The sequence below is a fragment of the Pseudoalteromonas sp. SA25 genome (genome assembly GCF_011378705.1).
Taxonomy (GTDB): Bacteria; Pseudomonadota; Gammaproteobacteria; order Enterobacterales; family Alteromonadaceae; genus Pseudoalteromonas; species Pseudoalteromonas arctica.
The window spans coordinates 1-21,236 of sequence record NZ_WTKV01000038.1 but is presented as its reverse complement, the minus strand read 5'-3'; the positions used below and the strand labels follow the sequence as shown (position 1 = coordinate 21,236).

At 38.1% G+C, this 21,236-nt stretch carries 19 protein-coding genes; 9 read left to right on the top strand and 10 right to left on the bottom strand.

The features are described 5' to 3' along the window. Positions 1-498: 498 nt before the first annotated feature. From GQR45_RS20640 to rph, 3 genes are read right to left on the bottom strand one after another with little or no spacing between them, the layout of a single operon-like run. On the bottom strand, positions 499-879 hold the full coding sequence (locus tag GQR45_RS20640; RefSeq protein ID WP_007583384.1) for a diacylglycerol kinase: 381 nt from the start codon (positions 877-879) through the stop codon (positions 499-501). Positions 880-935: 56 nt separating this feature from the next. Then, positions 936-1,580: an orotate phosphoribosyltransferase gene (gene pyrE, locus GQR45_RS20635; RefSeq protein WP_007583381.1), complete on the bottom strand. Its 645-nt coding sequence runs from the start codon at positions 1,578-1,580 to the stop codon at positions 936-938. A gap of 18 nt (positions 1,581-1,598) precedes the next feature. Beyond that, on the bottom strand, positions 1,599-2,312 hold the full coding sequence (rph, locus tag GQR45_RS20630) for a ribonuclease PH (protein ID WP_002958890.1): 714 nt from the start codon (positions 2,310-2,312) through the stop codon (positions 1,599-1,601). Positions 2,313-2,491: 179 nt separating this feature from the next. Between rph and GQR45_RS20625 the strand changes: the two genes are divergently transcribed. The 8 genes from GQR45_RS20625 to GQR45_RS20590 all read left to right on the top strand — a co-directional run bounded on the left by GQR45_RS20625 (position 2,492) and on the right by GQR45_RS20590 (position 8,306). Then, positions 2,492-3,352, top strand: a complete 861-nt coding sequence (locus GQR45_RS20625) for a YicC/YloC family endoribonuclease (RefSeq protein ID WP_002958889.1) — start codon at positions 2,492-2,494, stop codon at positions 3,350-3,352. Between the two features lie 182 nt (positions 3,353-3,534). Beyond that, positions 3,535-4,785, top strand: coding sequence for a site-specific integrase (locus GQR45_RS20620; protein WP_165726901.1), 1,251 nt, complete (start codon positions 3,535-3,537; stop codon positions 4,783-4,785). Positions 4,786-4,803: 18 nt separating this feature from the next. Then, positions 4,804-5,130: a hypothetical protein gene (locus tag GQR45_RS21265; protein ID WP_206008737.1), complete on the top strand. Its 327-nt coding sequence runs from the start codon at positions 4,804-4,806 to the stop codon at positions 5,128-5,130. A 7-nt stretch (positions 5,131-5,137) separates the two neighbouring features. Beyond that, entirely contained in the window at positions 5,138-5,926 is a 789-nt protein-coding gene (locus GQR45_RS20610) for a hypothetical protein (protein WP_165726900.1), read from the top strand. Between the two features lie 125 nt (positions 5,927-6,051). Then, positions 6,052-6,285 carry an AlpA family phage regulatory protein gene (locus tag GQR45_RS20605; RefSeq protein ID WP_024608664.1) on the top strand — a complete coding sequence of 78 codons (234 nt, stop codon included), beginning with the start codon at positions 6,052-6,054 and terminating at the stop codon, positions 6,283-6,285. Next, positions 6,282-6,509: a helix-turn-helix domain-containing protein gene (locus tag GQR45_RS20600; RefSeq protein ID WP_165726899.1), complete on the top strand. Its 228-nt coding sequence runs from the start codon at positions 6,282-6,284 to the stop codon at positions 6,507-6,509. Before GQR45_RS20605 ends, GQR45_RS20600 begins: the two co-directional genes overlap by 4 nt. Positions 6,510-6,706: 197 nt before the next feature. Continuing rightward, the gene (locus GQR45_RS20595) at positions 6,707-7,612 is read left to right on the top strand and encodes an inovirus-type Gp2 protein (RefSeq protein WP_165726898.1); all 906 of its coding nucleotides are present in this window, start codon (positions 6,707-6,709) and stop codon (positions 7,610-7,612) included. A gap of 151 nt (positions 7,613-7,763) precedes the next feature. Continuing rightward, entirely contained in the window at positions 7,764-8,306 is a 543-nt protein-coding gene (locus GQR45_RS20590; protein ID WP_010555437.1) for an HGGxSTG domain-containing protein, read from the top strand. Between the two features lie 258 nt (positions 8,307-8,564). Here the strand turns inward: GQR45_RS20590 and GQR45_RS20585 are convergent, their stop codons facing one another. From GQR45_RS20585 to GQR45_RS20550, 7 genes are all read right to left on the bottom strand, one after another. Next, positions 8,565-11,450, bottom strand: a complete 2,886-nt coding sequence (locus tag GQR45_RS20585) for a type I restriction endonuclease subunit R (RefSeq protein WP_165726897.1) — start codon at positions 11,448-11,450, stop codon at positions 8,565-8,567. 55 nt (positions 11,451-11,505) lie between these two features. Next, positions 11,506-13,500 (bottom strand): RNA-binding domain-containing protein, encoded by a 1,995-nt coding sequence (locus GQR45_RS20580; RefSeq protein WP_165726896.1) that lies wholly within the window; start codon positions 13,498-13,500, stop codon positions 11,506-11,508. Positions 13,501-13,506: 6 nt separating this feature from the next. Beyond that, positions 13,507-14,700: a restriction endonuclease subunit S gene (locus tag GQR45_RS20575; protein WP_165726895.1), complete on the bottom strand. Its 1,194-nt coding sequence runs from the start codon at positions 14,698-14,700 to the stop codon at positions 13,507-13,509. Beyond that, positions 14,697-16,268 (bottom strand): type I restriction-modification system subunit M, encoded by a 1,572-nt coding sequence (locus GQR45_RS20570; protein WP_165726894.1) that lies wholly within the window; start codon positions 16,266-16,268, stop codon positions 14,697-14,699. The genes GQR45_RS20575 and GQR45_RS20570 overlap by 4 nt, the downstream gene beginning before the upstream one ends. Before the next feature lie 13 nt (positions 16,269-16,281). Beyond that, positions 16,282-18,384 carry a type I restriction-modification system subunit M gene (locus GQR45_RS20560; RefSeq protein ID WP_206008736.1) on the bottom strand — a complete coding sequence of 701 codons (2,103 nt, stop codon included), beginning with the start codon at positions 18,382-18,384 and terminating at the stop codon, positions 16,282-16,284. 81 nt (positions 18,385-18,465) lie between these two features. Beyond that, complete coding sequence (locus GQR45_RS20555) at positions 18,466-19,401, bottom strand: restriction endonuclease (RefSeq protein WP_165726893.1); 936 nt, start codon at positions 19,399-19,401, stop codon at positions 18,466-18,468. A gap of 22 nt (positions 19,402-19,423) precedes the next feature. Beyond that, positions 19,424-20,347: a restriction endonuclease gene (locus GQR45_RS20550; protein ID WP_165726892.1), complete on the bottom strand. Its 924-nt coding sequence runs from the start codon at positions 20,345-20,347 to the stop codon at positions 19,424-19,426. Positions 20,348-20,917: 570 nt separating this feature from the next. On the opposite strand from GQR45_RS20550, the gene GQR45_RS20545 reads away from it, so the two are divergent. Further along, on the top strand, positions 20,918-21,214 hold the full coding sequence (locus tag GQR45_RS20545) for a hypothetical protein (RefSeq protein ID WP_024591198.1): 297 nt from the start codon (positions 20,918-20,920) through the stop codon (positions 21,212-21,214). The last annotated feature ends 22 nt before the right edge of the window (positions 21,215-21,236 follow it).

Sequence of the window (21,236 nt, the reverse complement as noted above, 5' to 3'; positions counted from 1 at the left end):
GCCGAATAATTACCGAAATAACTATTCTGTTGGTCACTCAGTTTTCAATTGAGACTCTAATTTTTTTGCCTCGCTAATTACCCATAAAGAGTAAGTAGGTTGGCTGTTAGAACTCAATCTGTACGAGTGCCCACACAGATGATTGCTTTATATTGTTAAAGAACGTTTTGAGTCGCTTTAGCGTCTCAAGGGATGCGAATAATACACCCTTTATTTTTCGAGTCAACACCTAGTTTTAAACTTTCTTTTTAGAAGATTTAAAACCGAAGTTTTATTTAACTCTCTGAGTTGTTCGTGCCTCGCTATGCGTTGGCGTTTCCCGTCTCAGTGGGGTCGCATTATAGGGAGATCCGAAAACAGATCAACCCTTTTTTGAAGAAAACTTGAAATAATGTGCTGTTCGCTGAGTATTTGAGCTAAACACGTTAAAAACACAACATAACTAGCAAATTATTAACAACTAAAGGTGTTTAAACTTCTCTAATATTAAAAGTGAGCTTAAACGATCTTCATATAAAGACTTACACCCCATATGATCAATACGATCGTTAATGAAAGTGTTACGGCTGCAGATCCCATATCTTTGGCTCTACCTGACAATACATGCAATTCTGTACTTACTCGATCTGTTAATGCTTCAATGGCAGAGTTTAGCAATTCAACAATTAGAATAATAAGCAGTGAGCTAATTAGTATTGCCCAGTGTAATAATGATGAAGCAAGCCAAAATGAAGTGGGGAATAATATAAGGCTTAGTAATAGCTCTTGTCTAAATGCAGCTTCTTCTTTAAATGCTGCTTTAAAGCCAAGATAGGAGCAATAGGTTGCTTTGAAAACGCGTTTGAGGCCTAAGCCATTTGGTTTTAATACATCTTTCATTAATAAACTCTATGAATGAAGGTCAAAATAAAGCCCCGCACTGCGAGGCTTTTTATTTATGCTACGCCGTATTGATCACGGTAAGCTTTAACTGAGGCTAAATGCTCACCCATCGTTCCTTGGTTTTCAAGGTAACTAATAAGGTCTGCTAATTTTACAATAGAAATTACTTTGGTATTAAAGTCGCGTTCAACTTCTTGAATAGCTGATAACTCGGCTTTACCTTTTTCTTGGCGATCTAATGCAATTAAAACACCACTAAGGTCTGCACCATTTTGTGCAATAATTTCCATGGACTCACGAATAGCGGTACCTGCGGTAATTACATCATCAACTAGCATTATTTTGCCATTGAGTTCTGAGCCTACTAATGTACCACCTTCACCGTGTGCTTTTTTCTCTTTACGGTTAAAACAGTACGGTACATCTTTATCATGGTGATCTGCTAATGCAACTGCCGTCGTTGTTGCTATTGGGATACCCTTATACGCGGGACCAAATAGTACATCGTACTCTATCGCTGAATCTTCTAATGCTGATGCATAAAAACGACCTAAACGTGCTAAGTCACGACCTGTATTAAACAAACCGGCATTAAAAAAGTAAGGACTTATGCGCCCTGACTTTAAAGTAAACTCACCAAATTTTAATACCTGCTTCTCTAGAGCAAATTCTATAAACTCTTTTTGATAATCTTTCATATCTAGTGGCCTACCTATTTATGCTAATGCTTGCTTTTGTACGTCAATGATTTCACGAATAGAATGTTTAGCTAAAGTAAGTAACTCATCTAGCTCATCAAACGAGAAAGGTTCGCCTTCGGCTGTACCTTGAATTTCTATAATTTTACCTGTTTCGGTTAAAATTACATTCATATCAGTTTCTGCTGCTGAATCTTCAATATATTCTAAATCGCTAATTGCTTGGCCTTTGTATATACCTACTGAAATAGCCGCAATCATATGTTTAAGTGGGTTTGAATTAATCATACCCTTGGCACGCATATGCGTTAGCGCATCAACAAGTGCAACACATGCACCACTTATAGAAGCAGTACGTGTACCGCCATCTGCTTGAATTACATCACAGTCGATAGTGATTGTGTTTTCGCCAAGTGCTTTTAAATCAACAGCAGCACGAAGTGCACGTGCAATTAAACGTTGAATTTCCATAGTACGACCGCCCTGCTTACCACGTGCAGCTTCTCGAGCATTACGCGTATGCGTTGCTCGCGGTAACATACCGTATTCAGCATTGATCCAACCTTTACCCTGACCTTTCATGAAACGAGGAACGCCCGATTCGACAGTAGCTGTACAAAGTACTTTGGTGTTACCAAACTCAACAAGTACTGAGCCTTCAGCATGCAAAGTATAATTACGTGTAAATGTAACAGGTCTAATTTGGTTAGGTGTTCTTTCGCTTGGACGCATTGACGATCCCCTTAATTCAGAATTTGCGACATTATAAGTGTATGTGGGTATAGATACCATGCTGATTTAAATAAATAGCTGTATGCAAAATATTCAGTGTATTAAATTTTCCCTAGAGCTTAAGCGGTGTTACGGTATAATCATCGTAATATTGTATTTATAAATTTAGGAAAATATCCATGATCCACAGTATGACAGCTTATGCGCGTCGCGAAATAAAAGGCGATTGGGGAACTGGCACTTGGGAAGTTCGTTCAGTGAACCAGCGTTACCTTGAAACATTTATTCGCGCACCAGAGCAATTTCGTGGCATGGAGCCAGTTATTCGTGAGCGTTTACGCAAACACTTACAACGCGGTAAAGTTGAGGTTTTTTTAAAGTTTGTAGCAAATCCTGCCCATGTTGGTGAGCTATCAATTAACCAAGCCCTTGCTGAGCAACTTATAAATAGCGCGAAATGGGTTCAACAGCAAAGTAATGGCGACATTAACCCTGTTGATATATTACGTTGGCCTGGTGTTATGGAAGCTGAAGAACTTGATATGGATAGCGTTAATACAGCACTAATTGCTGGTCTTGATCAAGTAATCGAAGATTTTAAATCAGCTCGTGGCGATGAAGGTGCAAACCTTGAAGAAATGATAGCAATCCGCCTTGATGCGATTTTAGAGCAAGTAGAAATTGTAGAAACGCACATGCCTGAGATTGCTAAGTGGCAGCGTGAAAAACTGGCTCAAAAGCTAGAAGACTTAACAGCAAACATTGACGAGTCACGCCTTGAACAAGAACTTATTTATCTTGCTCAAAAACAAGATGTAGCTGAAGAATTAGATCGTTTAAAGTCTCACGTTAAAGAAACTAAAAAAATCCTTAAAAAAGGTGGCGCATGCGGCCGCCGCCTAGATTTTATGATGCAAGAATTTAATCGTGAAGCTAACACGCTAGCATCTAAGTCTATCAATAGTGACATCACTACTGCCGCTGTAGAGTTAAAAGTATTGATTGAACAAATGAGAGAACAGATTCAAAACATAGAATAGCGTTTCAGCCTGTTTCAACTTGTTTATAACTCACTAAAAAGCCTAGATTTTTCTAGGCTTTTTGTTTTCTACCGTTCATACTAGCCCCCTATTGTACGTGTCCAAGTGGTTACCAAAGTGGTTACCAAGCCGCTTGGTAACCACTTTTTATAATCCTTGGTAACCATTTTTGATGTAACTCAATGAATGTAAAAGAAATCAAAGCAAATATTAGGAGCTGTAAAACGCTTAGGTTTAGTGTTGGTGACAGCCTTTATATAAAGCCTAGCAAAGATAAAAAAAGCGGTGCTTGGGAGCTTCGATACACTATCAATAATAAACGCCACTTTATGACTCTAAAAGGTAGCAACTTTCCAGACAAGACATTATCTGACGCTCGAATTGAAGCAGCCTTGATAAATAAAAAAATTAAGAATGGTATAGACCCACTTGCCGAAAGAGTAAGACAGGGACAAGAAACTATCATAACAATGAACGACCTATTTAATGACTGGTTTAAAGATAAAAGTAAGGAAGTAAAAAATCCTCACCTGCTCGAAAGACAATATACTAAAGATATAAAACCATACATTGGTAAGCTCAAAATTGATGATGTAAATGCACGTGATATTAGGGCTATCATAAAAGAAGTTGTAAATGATGGGCGTCCCTCTATATCTACAAAGTGCTTAAACCTATGTAAAAATCTATTTAAACATGCACAAAAACTTGATCTCACAAAGTCAAACCCTGCTGCAGCTTTTAGTCAGAATGACGCTGGGGGGCAAACCAAAAGTAGAAAAAGAGCATTAAGCCTGCAAGAAATTGAAAGTACATTTGATGTACTCAGAGAGAATTCGACTGTTTTTACCAGAGATAACTATTTAGCAATGGTATTACTTCTTGTATTTGGTAACCGTAAAACCGAGGTTACTCAAGCAAAGTGGGAAGAATTTGATTTTAATGAAAAGATTTGGAATTTAGGCACAAGAAATAAAAAAGAAGTTTATATTCAGATTCCTATTGCTGAGGAAGTCATACCCATATTTGAAGAGTTGAAAAGAAAATCGTGTGGCTCCGAGTACGTATTCCCAGCAAGAAAAGTTAGCAAAGATGGTCATATGTGTGAAAACACTTTGAATCATGCCTTAGCTAAAATGTTTGGCAAAAGTATTAGCAAGAAATCATACCCTAACCTACTTGAGCCTAAAGGCATTAAGCACTTTACTATTCATGATTTAAGACGAACATGTCGTAGCTTATTCGCTGAACTTGGTTATGAAGGAAACGATGTAACACGTTATCTAAATCATACTATTAGTGGTGTTGCTGGTATTTACAACAGATATGATTACTTGGATGAGCGAAGAAAGCTTGCAAGTGTAATGGCAAATCAAATACTTCCTAGAGCTAAGATATCAATGGTATCTGAAGGAATTAATCTAAATGAATAAATTTAAATTATTTCCAAAATGTATACCGCGAGAGGGTTTAAAGATTCAATCACAGCCATTTTGGTACATGTTCAAGAGCTTGGAGAGATTGATGACGATGATATTAATTATGCTCAGTTAGAAGAAATAGCTTCACCTGTAGGTATTGAATACTTTGTAATTCACGATCTAAGGCGGTCATGCCGTAGTCTTTTGGCGCAATTAGGAGTTCCTGATAATGTAGCCGAGCGCTGTTTGAATCATAAGATTGAAGGGGTATATAACCGATACGATTACTTTGATGAGCGACAAAAAGCGCTAAATGAATTAGCAAACGTTGTTATACCTTTAATTCAAGATAATTGAGCTTATTATGACTGCTTCGAAAACAGCTCCTATTACTGGCGTTACAAATAATGGTAAAAAGCAGCAGATTGAAAATCTAAAGAATATGGTTTTTCCTGAAATGCTTTTTAATCAGTTAAACAGTGACGCCCTAAAGCAAGATAATCATTTAAAAGTGGCCTTAGAATCTTTGTACTCAGGCATTGAGCTTCTTAAGTTAATCAAGTACCGAGTTGAAAAGCTAAAGACTAATAAAGAGCTATTTCCTAAAGATGAGCACACAATGCTTAGAGAAGTTGATAACGAGCTGAAAAATATTTCTAATACTCTGAGTTCATCTTACAACTCTAGCGAACATCAGCTAAGTGATGCTTTAACCAGTGCGCTTCTTATCGGCTATCATGCTGGCGCTCATGATATGAGAGTTAATCTGGAAAAGCATGCTGAGAGAGGTTTCCAAAAAGGTGTACTTGATACGCAAGCTGGTGGAATAAAAACAGCAGCAAAGACTGACTCTCTCAAATCGCTTATATTGGAAATGGCTAATTACCTAGATTCAGTCGGAGATTACGGCAAACTATCTAAAAAGATTCTAGCTCAAGCGATACATCCTCTTATTTACGATTTCTATATTAAAAATAAGGAACTGGAGTGCTTTCATATATTCAAAAGATGTGAAGACACTGAAGCATATATCAAAAATCACTTGCATAAACCTAAGCTGATAAGTGAAAAGGGTAAGGCATATCCCATAAAACTCAGCCAGTTGCTAAAGAAAAAATACAACACTGCGGAAATTAGAAATAAATTAAAATAATTTATTCTTAAATTTCAGTTAATAACAGTAAAAAAAAGCCCTACCCACTTAGTGAGTAGGGCTTTCCTATCCCTATATTCTTTCATAATTCTCCCCATCAACAATGATGAACCGGAGAAACCAATATGAACCAACTAACAGCACCAACAACGCAATTCACTGATCGCCTAGTGAGAGAAGCCGAGCGCGTAAAAATCACATCAGTTTCACGAACAAGTGCATGGCTACTAGAGAAAAAAGGCTTATTCCCAAAACGACGTAAACTGCATGCCGATAGTGACAGAGTGTGCTGGCTACTAAGTGAGCTTCTAGAATTTGTGCAATCCCGCGAGGTCATCAACATGAACTCAGCTTTATGATCAATAACCCCCTGCCAGACCTTGCTATGTATATTGACGATGCTCGAATGATTAAAAAGCCTGAATTGCAAAAGCTTCTTAACATCAGTAGGTCAACACTTGGAAGATGGATAAAGGCTGGCCATTTTCCTCCACCAGCTCATGTAATAAATGGGCGGTCCATGTGGCATTTTCAAGATTATAAAAATTGGCTAGCCAAAAAACACACAAAAGCAGGTAAATAAACTGCTTTTTTTTGGCCTACTGATGACACACTTTGAAACAAAATGATCAGTAAAAACACGCTATTCAACAAGCTAAAAATATATCTTAGTTATTATTTTAAAAGGGCTTTTATCTGTAAAGCGCCTATCCACTAATAGCGGATATTAAATAATATAAGAAAGATACCAATTAATAACTAAGGCAAATAGATATAACAATGACCTTTAAAATATCAACAACTAACTCAGTAAACTTTATATACAAAGACCATAGCTACAGAGTATTTAAACCAAAGACAAAAGGACAAGATCTAAAAGCATTAACTAAAGTGTTTAAGCATTGTGAATGTATGCTTTCTCACTACTCTAAAGTACTCGTAGCAAGAATAGACTTAAGTACTAAATCTTATTCTATTAATAATCAGATGTTCTTAAAGTTTATTAAAAAACAGTTGTCGATACTTACAAAACAATATAACTGCAAAGTAAGTTATATATGCGCTAGAGAGAGAAATACATCTTCAAATCATCATTATCACTTAGCTGTGTTACTAAGTGGGCATAAAATAAAGCATAGTAGTAAGCTAACCTACCAATTAAAGCATGCTTGGGAATCTGATGGCTTAGGTTCGGCCTCATTAGTTAGCCACCCATACTACCTAATGCAAAGGGGTAATAAACTTACTATAGAACCAGCTCTATACCGCTTAAGCTATTTTACTAAACGTGCCACGAAAGAAGCTAACATTAAGGCTCATAGCTACTTATTTAGTAAACTTGAATACTCAACAGAGCACGTTGATAGATGCTTTAACGATATTATGCTCGTGAATCCAGCTATTACATATCAGGGAAATAAAGAAGCGGCTCTAATAAAGCCAGATAACTCAGAGGCTGGTGGTATCAAGTTACTAAAAAGGCTATCAGGTATAAGCAGTACACAGCTAATACAATCTAAACTTCATCGCTCATTACAGTACAGCGATCACCCTAATCAAGTTAATAACGATCAAGTACCTTTGCAGCACTCTATGAACCGAAACATACACATGCAAGGTGATCGATCACCTTACGCGAACAGACAACATAAACCTCTATTTAGTGATCGCTTTACGTGGCATTAAATTAATATAACCCTTTGATTTATATATTCACCCCATGGTGGTAAGCATATAAATATTCGATTTTAAAAACTTTAAAGAAAATAAATTTTCAAAAAACAAACCCTATGAACCGAAATTTCACCGAACATGATCGATCATAAAAAGGCAAAAAATGAGTAAGTTTGATTTAGAAAGTCTACCCAAGTGTGGCGCTAAAACACGTTCAGGTAATCCCTGTAAGCGCTTAGGCAACAAGCGTAATGGTCGATGTAAATTGCATGGTGGTCGCTCTACAGGCGCAAAAACGATTGAAGGCAAACTTGCCGTACGTACTAACCCTATCAAAAATGGAGCTGGTTGGAACGTCATACAAGGCTATGATCCAGAGTTAAGTGAATACTCTATCGAAGCATATCTCCAGTTGTTCGATATGGCTAAACTCAACAATACAGATAGCAGCGAGTTAAATGCATTAATAGCGCAGCACAGGGTTGCATTAGAATGCTTTAAATATCGCGTTCTTGAGTACTATGGCGCGGATAGCTTTATCATTATCCAATCGGCACTTGATGCACATTACAAAGATATTGATAGTCAACACCTCCATTTTCATATTCACACAAAAGTAGTAAAAGCTCCCTATTTCCACCAACGTATGAGTGAAGCAAGAAAGCAGTTTCTACTTATTAATAAAGCCTTTAAGTTTAATTGGTAGAAGGATGCCAACCGTTGACGGTAATCTATAGGGGGGTGCAACGTTGCACCCCCTATAGAAGGATTCAAATGAAGCCTATAGCAAACTATTTATGTTAAAAATGAGGCCGTCAACCGTTGACGGTAATATACAGGGGGTAACGTTACCCCCCATTTATCGTCACATTCTTTGAATTAGTAAGGAATTAAAGTAAATTTGTTATGTGGATAATTGATCCGTCAACCGTTGACGGTTTACATAAAACACTACTGTAGCCCTTTAAAAACCTGTCATAAACGTATCTACAAAGCGTTTAAATTTATCGGTAATAATGGGCAGTACTTTTTTGCGTTGTAGTAAGCTGGGTTTGGTTTCGAGTACGTCAGCGAAGTCATCCCTTAGTGGCATTTCGTCACTTAGCTCATAGCGGGTTACTAACTTTTCTAGGCGTTCTTGGTTTAGCTTTTGCTCTTGGGCAAACTTCTCAAGTTCTAGGCGTTTTTCTTTTTCCCAATAAAGCTCAAACTCTTCATCAACGTCAGCACTGGCAGGTATGCCTTGCAAGTGCTCGTCCATAAACTTATCTATTAGTGCTTTTTTACTTAATAAGGTTGGGTCTGTGGCTATTAGGTTTGCTATTACTTGGCGTTTACGAGCTCTTTCATCGCCACTTTCTTCACCATGTAACTCACGTAATAACTGCAAAATATAGGTTACGTTTACTATATCGCTGTGTAGTAGCTCTAGTTCAAAATCAACGTCATCTAAAACCGATACTTTTTCTTTACTTGAATTCTCACGTAACTGCCTGCCAAGGTCGGCATACTTACTCGTATAATCCTGAAACTCTTGCTCGCCCATCGAGGTTGAGTCCATATCAAAGTCAGCAAAGTTGCTTAACATGTTCTTTAAGCGCATAAGCTCGCGAAACTGTCTCACAAACAACGCCTGAGCCTCTTCGTCAGGTAAAGCATCTACTGAGTTAACGGTAGGCGTAATTGCCATTAGCGCTTCATAGGCGCTGTTAAAATCAGTAAGCAGCTCATTATACGAAGGGGTTTCTATGTATTCTTTAGGCTGCTTGTTCGAAAATAGCGTAAAGGCAGTGTCAGCAGCTTTTTTAAGGTTTCTGAAGCACACTACGTTACCATGCGATTTAGTCTCGCCCAATAAACGGTTAGTGCGCGAAAACGCTTGTACCAAACCATGATATTTAAGGTTTTTATCGACATATAAAGTATTGAGTTTAGGAGCATCAAAGCCTGTTAAAAACATATTCACCACCAGCAATATATCAATCTCTTTGGCTTTAACACGCTTAGATATATTTTTGTAATAGTCTTCAAATAACTTACTGTCTTTGGTGGAGTAGCTTGTACCAAACATTGTGTTGTAGTCGTTAATAAATGAGTCTAACTTATCGCGGCTATGCAGCTTAACGGTTTGCCCTTCGTTTAAATACTTGGCTGATATTTCTTTAATTTGCGCATCATCATTACCTAATTCGTACTCTTCCTCTTCATTGGCCTCGTAGCTAAATATGGTGGCAATTTTAAGGTTGTGTTTGCCTTGTGCTTTTTTACTCGCAAACAACTCATAGTATTGAATAAGCTCTGCAACACTTGATACGCAAAACATAGCGTTATATTCACGGCTATGCGTTTTACGGTTATGTTGGGCAATAATGTAATCGGTTATTTTATCTAAGCGCGCAGGCGAGGTTAAAAGCTCTTTTGTGTCAATGTCTTCAACTTCAATATCTAGGTTGTTGTTAGAGCCATCTTTGTACTGATAACGCCCAACGTACTCAATAGCAAACTTAAGCACGTTAGCGTCGCGTATTGCATCCACAATTACATAAGGATGTAAGCATTCACCAAATAAATCTTTAGTGGTGCGTTTAACTGAGTTTTTAGCAACGGCGTTGTCGGCAAATATAGGCGTACCCGTAAAACCAAACAACTGCGCGTTATTAAAAAACTCGGTAATGTTTTTATGTGTATCACCAAATTGGCTGCGGTGGCACTCGTCAAATATAAACACAATGCGCTTATCTTTCAGGCTTTGCATTTCTTTCAAATAGCGCTGCTTAGTCACCACGTTATTAAGCTTTTGCAGCGTTGTGACCACCAGCTTAGTATTACGGCTTTGGTTGACTTTTCTACCCTTCATTGGCTTATCTAACAGCTGATGGAATAACATACTGGTGTTGTCGGTGCTGTCTACAGAACCTTTTACAAACGCATTAAACTCAAGCGCTGTTTGGTAGTCTAGGTCTTTTCGGTCTACCACAAATACTACTTTATCAACCTCACTCAGCGAGGTCATAATTTGCGCCGCTTTAAATGAGGTTAACGTTTTACCCGATCCCGTTGTATGCCAAATATAGCCATTGTCGGTTGTAGTTTTAACTTGCTCTACAATCGCTTCTACTGCATAAAACTGGTACGGCCTGAGCACCATCAAGTACTTACCTGTTTCATTAAGCACTATGTACTTGGTGAGCATATGCGTTAAGTGCGAAGGCGTTAAAAATGCTTCGGCAAAGTCATGTAACTGGCTTATTTTATTATTTTCATTATCAGTCCAGTCAAAGGTTTGCTTAGCCGACATTTCACTGTTGTTAGAAAAGTACTGGCTATTAACCCCATTCGACATTACAAACAGCTGCACATAGTTAAACAAACCATGGTTGGCATGAAACGAATGCTTTTGATAACGCTTAATCTGGTTAAACGCTTCTTTTAGTTCAATACCACGGCGTTTTAGCTCTATTTGTATCAGCGGCAAGCCATTAACTAATAGCGTTACATCGTATCGGTTAGTGTATGTGCCCTTGACTGTAATTTGTTGCGCTACCTGAAAGCTATTTAGCTGCGGCTCATCAAATAATAAAGTTAAGTGCCTGCTGTCGCCGTTATCAAGTGTTACATCAAGCTGGTCGCGCAGTGTTTTGGCTTTTGCAAATATATTACCTTTACCAAGCTTACCCAATATTTGCGTAAACTCAGTATCGCTTAATGTACAGCTATTCACTTTTTCAAGCTGCTGCTTAAGATTGACCTCAAGTGCGGCGTTGTCCTTTAAAATAACGCGCGTAAAGCCTTGCTCGCTAAGCTGTGCAATTAAGTTATCTTCTAATTGTTGTTCACTTTGATAATTCATTTATACCTACAATTCCTTGGTGCTAGCCTTGTGCAATACATTCACAGCTTTATTGCTAATCTTTATGTAACTTATAACCCTGTTCTGGGTGATTAGGTATTGTTGGATATGCCAAAAACAATACCTGCTCTTTAACCATTTTACTTAAGTAATTACGTCTTAGCGTGTCGGGCTTCATTCCTAGCAGCTGTGCTATATCACCCAACCTTAAACAGTGCGGCTGTGCTTCTTTACATAGGGCTATTATTGCTTGTTCTACCTTAGACTTCTGCTTTCTACTTGAGGCAGCTCGTACTTGCTCACCTATAACCCATAGTGAACCCCATAACTCATTAGCTGCAGCTGTCTCTACTTCTGTATTGTCTTGGTCCGGAGTATTTAAAGCTAGGTCCGGACCTTCATTGCTTAACTCCGGACCTTCAGTATCTAGGTCCGGACCTTCGCTATTTAACTCCGGACCTTCAAACAGTGAAAGCTGATCCAACTTCGGAGAAGCTACAAACGTAATACTCTTACCTGCATCATTATCAGGCGTAGGGATTTGTATCCCTTTTAAGTGATATATCTTGCCTCTGTGCTGGCCTGCCGACTCTAAGTACCCTGCATTAACTAACTGACTTAACGCAAGTGTCACTTCTCTTGTATGTTCTGAGGTCAACGAACAAATACGCTCATGGTTAAACCACGACTCAGTAATGGCGGTAATCAAAATAGTCCGTTTAAGCTCGCTCAGCTTCTTATAACCACTACCAAAGGTATCGGTAAGGCGTTTATCTAACTCAGGTGATACAATATTAACCATGCGCAACTCTAAAAAGGTTTGATTTAGCTCATCCTTTTCATACATATGCGGTGGCTGCCAGTTTTGCGCTTTACAGTTACTGTATATTTTAGGAATACCCGAACCTGCTTTTTCGCTTAAACCAATATTTAAAAACATTTGATGAATAGCAGGGTTTCGGCACTGGCTGTTACCACCCGCCTTAGCCTCATGCACTGGTATACGCATTAGCCCTGCGTTTCTAAAGCCGATAAAGTCAGGGTGTTTTTCAATTAAAATATTACTTTCGGTATTAAACTCTGCATGTGCGAGTGTATTAACGAGTGCTTCACGAATAGCCTCATGCGCAGGAGTGGTATCTTGTCGTTGGCCATCATCGGTTAAACTAAACCCTACTTTTAAATCTGCCGTAAGCTTACGATACACCTTACGATAAAAATCAAAAGCATTACCCGACCAAGAGCCATCAGTATAAATTCGGTCTATCCAGCGGTGTGTACTGTCGTCTTTTTCTTGATAATCGAGTGCAAAACTAGGCAACGCATCTTGAATGGCATCCCACTTACCAAACATCACTAAGCCAGCAAGGGTTAAACCCGCTTTGCCTGTTGCGCGGTCTTTTTGCCAGCCACGTATTGAGCGCAAAAACTCTTGGTCGCTCAATTCTAAAAAAGGGTGTTGTGGCTTGGCATCAACAAACATTTGCCTATAAATACGCAGGCTTTCGGGGTCTATGTCATCAAGGGTAAAATGCTCTAAAATACGGTTGTCGCGCACTTCTTCTTGCTCTGCCAGCATTTTATTTACTGCCGGTGGCAAACACTTTTGATCGGCCTCGTAACGGCGCTGATAGGTCCCATTAAGCGGGTTTGCATTAATAAATACAGGGCGGCTTTCGCGCGGGGCACGTGGTACAGTAATCGCAATAACCGACTTGCCTTCAAGTGTTTCAATGCGCACGTCGCTTTCGCTGAGCAAATTAATACTCACTTTATTGGGATTATTGACCGTATCCCAAATATTCTTAATTAGCGGCGCTGGGTTTGTTATACCCTCAACTGTAAACTTGCCTTTTTTTTCTTTAATGCCCAATAAAATTAAGCCACCACGGGTATTGGCAAACGCACTATAGGTTTCCCACATATCATTCGGCACTGCGCCATGGCCGTCGCGGCCACCAGCCTGCTTGCACTCAACCTCTACGCTTTCTTGCAAAGTTTGAATATCAATAATATTCGCAATTAAATTATCATTAATTTTATTAGTCATTATTTCTCACACAAACATTTGCTGTAGTAAGCCTTTTTTAAATAGCTTAGTTTGTTCAATTTGCTCGTTAACAGCGTTTGTTTTTTTATCGAGTGATTGTAAGAATTGCGCTATTTTTTGTTGTTCTTCTAAGCAAGGTAAATTTAACTGTAATTCCCTGAGATTTTTGAAATACAATCTAGTTCTAGTGCCTCCCAGTTTTTGTTGAATAGCGAAACGCTTAAAGTCATTACCTTCGTTTAATTGCAGTTGTAAAAAATAGGAGTCCATGCCGACAGTTTTAAAAACAGGGTACTCTTTACTTACAGCACCGCGCTCACAGAAAGTATTAATATTAAACTTAAATATAAGATCATCACTCATATGTCGATAAGTAAAATAACCTAGGGGAACAACCCCATAACTCCCTTCATTGCTAACAGAGCGTTCTTGTAAATATAATCCTGTTCGTGATGAGGTTAAAATTGGAATATTAGTATCAGCAGTAACGAGCTCTTTATAGGACTCTAGGTATTTCCCTACTTTCTCTTTTTTCCATTCAGGAAAAGCGTTTCCATCATCGTCTTTAAAGCGGATTTGTTGGCTGAAAATTTGTTGCATTACGCCTTTTTTATAGTCTTTTAATAAGCGGTGCTTTTCAGTTAGCTGGCTGATTTTAGTATCTACAGAAGTAAGAAAGTCAGCTATTTTTTGTTGTTCTTTAAGCTCAGGGAACAACACTGGAAACTTTTTTAACTCTGAAATTGGAATTTCTTTTAGAGCGGAGCCATTTTTTCGTCTATCGAATTCCTGTCTAACTTTAGCACTATTCAAAAAAGCACATAAAAACCGAGTATCATATAGATTTTTATTAGGCGATACACGTGCCACTCCTCTAGTAAGATTACACCCAACAAGCTCTTCAAAAACTAGCTGAGTAAGTCCTATTTCTCCACGAAGAGCAATCATAAGCTCCCCCTCTTCAAGGATTGTTTTTCTATAGGAATTACTTATTTCGTTGCTTGTTTTAATTAAAGTCTTTTTGTTGATTTTAGCTTTGGTCAAATCAACAACGCGTATACATGGTACGCCATCATCAATATATTCCCCAGTTTGCACTATCCCATAGGAAATATTTTTAATTGAAATACCTTCTAAGTTCGCTTCGTGCCATCGGCCTTGAAATCCTATAAAACGAAGGCTTGGAGTAACTACATTCATTTAATTACTCCAAAAGGTGCTTCAATACCTAATTCATCACAAAATTTTGCAATGATTTTATCTGTTTCAAGCATGGCTTTGTCATTTGCTATAAGTTGCTGTGCAACTACACTCAAATCGACAAGCGCCTCATCTTCAAAGGTGTCTACGTAACGCGGAATATTAAGGTTGTAGTCGTTCTCTGCTAAATCTGCTTGTGTTGCGGTAAAGGCGTATTTATCAATGAACTCGCGTTTGCTTACGGCATTTAAAATACGTTGTAAGTCCTCCTCACTCATTACGTTATTGTTAGTGCCTTTTTCAAAGTTATTACTGGCATCTATAAACAATACGTTATCGTCGGCTTTACGGTGTTTATTTAGCACCAATACACAGGTAGGAATAGACGTGCCAAAAAATATGTTAGCGGGTAAGCCAATTACCATATCAAGGTAGTTTTTTTCTTTAATAAGGTGTTTGCGTATATGTCCTTCGGCAGAACCACGAAACAACACGCCGTGCGGTAGCACCACCGCCATTGTGCCGTCGTCGTCAAGCTGGTGGATCATGTGTTGTACAAAAGCAAAGTCGGCCTTGCCTTTTGGTGCCAGCTTACCGTAATCGGCAAAACGCTCGTTATTCATATGTAGCGGGTTAGCAGACCAATCAGCCGAAAATGGCGGGTTAGCGACCACAGCACTAAAGCGCTGCTCAAGGTGTGCAGGAACTTCTAGCGTGTCGTCGTTTTGAATATCGAACTTAGTGTAATGCACGTCGTGCATAATCATGTTCATACGCGCTAGGTTGTAAGTACTTGGGTTTTGCTCTTGTCCGTAAAATTTTAAATCGGGGTTATTAGCCTCTTTAGCAACACGTAACAACAATGAGCCAGAGCCACAGGTAGGGTCGTAAACCGATTTAATATGCGGGTTATTTAAGGTTACTAATTTTGCTAGTAACTTTGACACCATTTGCGGCGTATAAAACTCGCCAGCTTTTTTACCCGCGCCACTGGCAAACATGCCAATAAGGTATTCGTAAGCGTCGCCAAGTATGTCTATTTCGCTGCTTTCTAGGTGAAAATCGATGTTATCAAGGTGCTCTAATACTTTGGCTATTAACTTGTTACGCGCATCGGGTGTTTTACCTAACTTGTTAGAGGTTAAATCTAGCTCGTCAAACAAGCCATTAAAATCGTCGGCGCTGTCTGCGCCCATAGTGCTTTGTTCAATATGGTTAAGTACGTTGGTTACATCGTCTAAAATAAACTTATCGTTTGTACCGCGCTCAGCCAATACATGAAACAGCTCTGCTGGCTTTAAAAAGTAGCCTAACTTATCAAGCGCCTCTTCTTTTACCGCCTCTAAGTACTCTTGGCCCTCTTCGGTTGTTTCGTCAATTTTAGCAAATACAATGCCGTCTTCACTCAGTAGCTGATCGGCATAAGTGTTGAGCTTATCTGAAAGATATTTATAAAAAATAAGCCCAAGTATGTAATCACGAAAATCATCAGCCGACATGTTGCCACGTAAGCTGTTAGCAATATTCCAAAGCTGCTTTTTTAATTCTTGTTGGTGTTGTTGAACCATTAATTTAATCTCTTTATTTTAATTCTGTTTCTAACCACTTAATATGGTCACTTATCCCATCAAGTCCTGGATATATAGAAGCCTTGTGAACGCCGAATTTATATAGTTGCTCCCTAAAGCTTTTTTTCAATCGGTGAGGAATTATAATTTTCTCGACGTGCTGAGAACTAAATGGCAAATTTAATTCGCTATGTACGGTAAAGATACCGCTTTGAGAAATAATTCTCCCTGTTAGATGCGGTGGTATATAGCGCCTAACAGGCTCATTGTTAGGAAGCTTTAATGGATCAGAGTAAACTTTAGTATCGAAAGGCTCTTTTCTATCTGTTAATACATAAATTGCAGCGTCTTTTGTTGGTTCTTTTTCTACAGCAAAGTAAGTAGAAACTAATGGATTTTTGCTCCAATCTAGTAACCTAGTAGGTAGGCCGTGATGTTGTGCCAAGGCTAACCACTCCCACTCATCCCGAGGGGTAAACTCTAGAAAAGGTATAGCTTGCTGCTTAAAATTCTCAAATATTACTTTTTCAACTTTATAAACTTTATTCTGCTCTACCCCCATTCTACTAACAGTAGGTAGTAAGTCGAAATCCTTATTAACAACGCCTCTGAAAAAGGTGAGTTTAGGGTTGAAACTCTCAAAAACACTTAATAATTCAGCAAAATTTTTCACTTCTGTTGTTGGGTATAAAGTTACATATTGAGTAATATTTAAATTGAAATCATTACTTTCAATTTCAGCTAGGCTGACCACTTTACTGAAAAGTTTAACACTAACTCTAGTTGCATAAGTTTCAAGTATATTTAAGATTGTATCTTCAGTAATTGAGTTATTAACTCTGGTGCTATGGAAATCATTACTGGCATCTATAATTAAAATATCTTTTTTGTTTATACGGTTTTTCTTGAAAATTAAGATACAAGTTGGAATAGAAGTTCCATAAAACAGGTTGGATGGTAGTCCTATGACAGCATCCAAATAGTTAAAGTCTTTAATTAACTGCTTTCTGATAATACCTTCAGCACCACCTCGAAAAAGGACACCGTGCGGGACCACTATAGCCATGGTCCCGTTATCGTCTAGCTGATAAAGCATATGTTGGATAAAGGCAAAATCTGCTTTAGTCCGAGGTGCTAATTGTTCGTAATTAGTAAATCTTGGGTCGCCCTTAAATAATACTTTACTTGACCATGAGACAGAAAAGGGAGGCACTGCTACCACAGCATTAAAACGTTGTTCTAAATGTTTTGGCTCCTCTAGGGTATCTCCTTTTTTAATATCGAAGTTAGAATAGGATATTCCATGCATAATCATATTCATTCGTGAGAGGTTATAAGCATTTGAATTTTGCTCTTGGCCATAGAGCTTTACATTAGGGTTGTTAGCTTCTTTAGCTACACGTAACAATAGAGAGCCAGAGCCACACGTAGGATCATAGACCGAATTAATATCGGGTGTATTAAGAGTTACTAACTTTGCAAGTAACCTAGAAATCATTTTAGGAGTATAAAATTCCCCAGCTTTTTTCCCAGAGCTACTAGCAAACATAGCTATAAGGTTTTCATAAGCACTACCTTGTATATCTAATTCACTATCTTCCAAATGCAAATTAACATTATCAAGATGATTAAATACCTTAGTAATCTGCTTGTTACGCGCATCAGGTATTTTACCTAACTTGTGAGAGGTTAAATCTAGCTCGTCAAATACACCGTTAAAGTCATTAAAGCTATCAGTGCCGATAGTTCTCTGCTCTATGCTTTTAAATACACTAATAGCTTCATCAAGTATAAATTCACCTTTTCTACCGCGATTAGCCAAAGAGTGAAATAACTCTGAAGGCTTTAAAAAGTAACCTAACTCATCTAGTGCTGCTTTTTGAACAATTTCTAAATACTTTTGACCTTCAACAGTAGCCTCATCTAATTCAGAAAATACAACGCTATTTTTATCTAAGAGTTGTTCAGCATAAGTATTGAGTTTTTCCGATAAATATTTATAAAATATAAAACCTAATATGTAATCACGAAAATCATCGGCAGACATGCTACCACGCAAACTATTCGCCATACTCCAAAGCTGCTTTTTTAATTCTTTTTGATGCTGTTGAGGCATTAATATTTTCTCTACTTAATCATTTGTTTTGAATTAACATCTACTGTGCCAATGATGTGCTCGCTAAAAGCTCTCAGGGTTCTAGCCTACAGTACTTACAAGCCATTCAATTAATCCTGCATTCACTGATAAATCAGCAAGCTTTTCAGCATCCCACACCTGAATTGAATTATTCTTATCCATTGTATTAATATGGTCGCTTAGTTTTTTATCTGGTGTGTGGGTCACATAAAAAGCTCTATCATAACCCTCTATATTTAATCGCTCTTCATACTCTTTAAATAAACTTAGGTTACTCTGTGATTTAACCTGAACAATGGCACGTTCTCCGGTGACTGGCGCCAAGAGTTCTATATCCAGCGTTTTTATTGTATTACCCGCAGAGCCAACTCTTGACCACCCCGATGAACGAAATATCAAATCGACAAACACTTCAAAATCTTGCGGTGACAACAACTGGATAATCTTTTCAAGAGAGAGCTTAAGTGATACTAAATTCGTTTCTACATTTTTAACATCAGGGTGTTGAGTATTGTTGATTTTATTAAGCAGGTACTCTTTTTCTTTAACATCACAAATTGTACCTCTGAAGCCTTGTACTTTAGTTAACTTGCCACTTAGAGCTTGTATGAAAAGTGAATTATTCTGATTATCTACACTGCGCCAACCATCAACTGTTTTACGTGATTTTGTTCTACTGCTCTCATCAAGCAAAATTTCTTCTTCAGCAAAGCAGTACCACAATTTACAGTCGTAAAATGTAATCCACATTGTTGTTTTAGGCTCGGTATAAAACCTTTTAATTTGATTTCGATGGCTTGTTGTCGAAGCTTTGTTTGTATTGTATTCCAGAGCTACAAACTCACTCACTTTATCCCAGTTATTACTTAGACATAACTCATGAGGAATTTGCCTGTAATCTAACTTTATTGTACCTTCTTTTTCAATGCACTCACGCTCGTAATCACCTTTTGAACCAAGCTTTATAAATAATACAGCTGTAGCTTTAATCGCCATTTTAAAATCCTTTTTATTGGGTTTAATCTTCAATAAAGTAATCGCTATCAAGCGCTTTTACTTCAAATACCTGTTTGGTGCTAACGCCTAAATTATGGGTAAGCATTAGCTCTGTAAGTTGTTTACCATCTACCAGCACTATGCGCTTTTCAATTAAGCCTACATATTCCAGTGCATCTTTACTAAAGCCGCTGGTGGTGATGAATACGCCCTTTTTAGCACGGTGCATATCAAGTGCACCCGCAAAGGCTTGTATGTCTGGTCTACCCACTGTTTTATTGGTGTAGCGTTTGGCCTGTAAATATATCATTTCGAGGCCGAGTTTATCTTCTTTTATTACGCCATCAATGCCGCCATCTTGAGTATATTGCGTAGCTTGCCCTGCATCTTTACGTGAGCCGCCATACCCCATAGCTAGCATTAAATCGACTACAAAGTTTTCAAAAAACGCAGGGGAGGCCGAAAGCACTGCATGTAGTATTTCGTCACTCAAGTTAGTGTTGAGTGTATCTACTGCGGCTTCTATAAGCTCTTCTGGTGTTTTGTGTGAGTTGCTATTTACTAAGCTGGTGGTGTTTTCGTCTAGTGAGTCGCTAGTATCTTTAGTACGGATTTTAAAGTCTAAAAACTCAGGGTATTGGCTTAAGTACTGGTTATTGATTAGTTCGCCCGCTGCTAATGCTGATAAACCTTTTTGCGTAATTTTACAAAAGGCTCTTTTAGGCTGCTCAATTAAACCGGCTTTAACAAGGTAAGTTTTAGCCCAACTTAAGCGGTGGTAGGCATAAGTTTGTTTGCCGCTAGGAATACGCAGTTTAAGCTGCTCTACTGATAAGCCTATGCTTTGATAAACGTTTGCTTCAATCTCTTTGAGCTTTACTGTTTCGCCGTTAGCTAAGCATTGCAGTAATGGGGTCATGAATGATTGGTAATCTGGTAACGACATACTATTCCCTGCCAAGCCGTATTAATTAGTTACTATACAGCTAATCCATTGTTCTTATTAATTGAGATAATATACAAATTAAGATTATGGGGCAAAGGTTATGTAATGAACATATGTCTCATATCGACACACTTTATGTTGAGTAGTGAAGAGAACTAACTTATATTATTCACAAGAGCACTAACTAATAACATTAGATTCTGATTGTAAGCTTTACTACGTAGCTCGGTTTCTCTTAATTTATACTTATACAAATATTTAAGTAAAAGATTAAATCACAAACCAAGTGGTTACCATAGCGGTTACCAAAAGCAAAAATCAGGCAGCAAGAACAAGCCAAACTATTGATAAATATAAAGTTAAATAAATTACTCTATATTCAGATTCAAAATATTGAATAGTTTTCAGCCAATTATGGCATATTCATAACTTATCAAAACCCGGGCTAGGCTCGGGTTTTTTATTAATACCAATAATATTTTGAATGTTGGTAAGCGTCTAGCCAAGTGCACCTGCAAGTAACTCGTCAAAACTATTAAGCTATCCCTGAATTTCAATTAAGAGGTAGCTATGAGAAAAACACGTAGCCTTGAGCAATGGCGTAGTATTATAGAAGAGCAACAATCGAGTGATTTAACTATCACTGAGTATTGTCAGCAAAATACTTTATCAAAAACAACTTTTTATGCCGCAAAAAACAAGCTAAAGGCATTACCTGGCAATTTTGTTCGCGCCAAAATCACTAAACAACCTGACGTTATCAAGCCGCAACAGCCGATAACCCTCACTGTTGGCAAAGTAAAAGTCAGCTTGCCATCAACAACGCCTGCAACTTACCTCAGCCAATTGTTACGCGAGTTTGCCTGATGAAAATGTTTGTTGAACCCGA

What these genes read in the sequence shown, in the direction of transcription:
- GQR45_RS20640 (WP_007583384.1), bottom strand. Translation starts at nt 879, where the DNA reads ATGAAAGATGTATTAAAACCAAATGGCTTAGGCCTCAAACGCGTTTTC.
- pyrE (WP_007583381.1), bottom strand. Translation starts at nt 1,580, where the DNA reads ATGAAAGATTATCAAAAAGAGTTTATAGAATTTGCTCTAGAGAAGCAG.
- rph (WP_002958890.1), bottom strand. Translation starts at nt 2,312, where the DNA reads ATGCGTCCAAGCGAAAGAACACCTAACCAAATTAGACCTGTTACATTT.
- GQR45_RS20625 (WP_002958889.1), top strand. Translation starts at nt 2,492, where the DNA reads ATGATCCACAGTATGACAGCTTATGCGCGTCGCGAAATAAAAGGCGAT.
- GQR45_RS20620 (WP_165726901.1), top strand. Translation starts at nt 3,535, where the DNA reads ATGAATGTAAAAGAAATCAAAGCAAATATTAGGAGCTGTAAAACGCTT.
- GQR45_RS21265 (WP_206008737.1), top strand. Translation starts at nt 4,804, where the DNA reads ATGTATACCGCGAGAGGGTTTAAAGATTCAATCACAGCCATTTTGGTA.
- GQR45_RS20610 (WP_165726900.1), top strand. Translation starts at nt 5,138, where the DNA reads ATGACTGCTTCGAAAACAGCTCCTATTACTGGCGTTACAAATAATGGT.
- GQR45_RS20605 (WP_024608664.1), top strand. Translation starts at nt 6,052, where the DNA reads ATGAACCAACTAACAGCACCAACAACGCAATTCACTGATCGCCTAGTG.
- GQR45_RS20600 (WP_165726899.1), top strand. Translation starts at nt 6,282, where the DNA reads ATGATCAATAACCCCCTGCCAGACCTTGCTATGTATATTGACGATGCT.
- GQR45_RS20595 (WP_165726898.1), top strand. Translation starts at nt 6,707, where the DNA reads ATGACCTTTAAAATATCAACAACTAACTCAGTAAACTTTATATACAAA.
- GQR45_RS20590 (WP_010555437.1), top strand. Translation starts at nt 7,764, where the DNA reads ATGAGTAAGTTTGATTTAGAAAGTCTACCCAAGTGTGGCGCTAAAACA.
- GQR45_RS20585 (WP_165726897.1), bottom strand. Translation starts at nt 11,450, where the DNA reads ATGAATTATCAAAGTGAACAACAATTAGAAGATAACTTAATTGCACAG.
- GQR45_RS20580 (WP_165726896.1), bottom strand. Translation starts at nt 13,500, where the DNA reads ATGACTAATAAAATTAATGATAATTTAATTGCGAATATTATTGATATT.
- GQR45_RS20575 (WP_165726895.1), bottom strand. Translation starts at nt 14,700, where the DNA reads ATGAATGTAGTTACTCCAAGCCTTCGTTTTATAGGATTTCAAGGCCGA.
- GQR45_RS20570 (WP_165726894.1), bottom strand. Translation starts at nt 16,268, where the DNA reads ATGGTTCAACAACACCAACAAGAATTAAAAAAGCAGCTTTGGAATATT.
- GQR45_RS20560 (WP_206008736.1), bottom strand. Translation starts at nt 18,384, where the DNA reads ATGCCTCAACAGCATCAAAAAGAATTAAAAAAGCAGCTTTGGAGTATG.
- GQR45_RS20555 (WP_165726893.1), bottom strand. Translation starts at nt 19,401, where the DNA reads ATGGCGATTAAAGCTACAGCTGTATTATTTATAAAGCTTGGTTCAAAA.
- GQR45_RS20550 (WP_165726892.1), bottom strand. Translation starts at nt 20,347, where the DNA reads ATGTCGTTACCAGATTACCAATCATTCATGACCCCATTACTGCAATGC.
- GQR45_RS20545 (WP_024591198.1), top strand. Translation starts at nt 20,918, where the DNA reads ATGAGAAAAACACGTAGCCTTGAGCAATGGCGTAGTATTATAGAAGAG.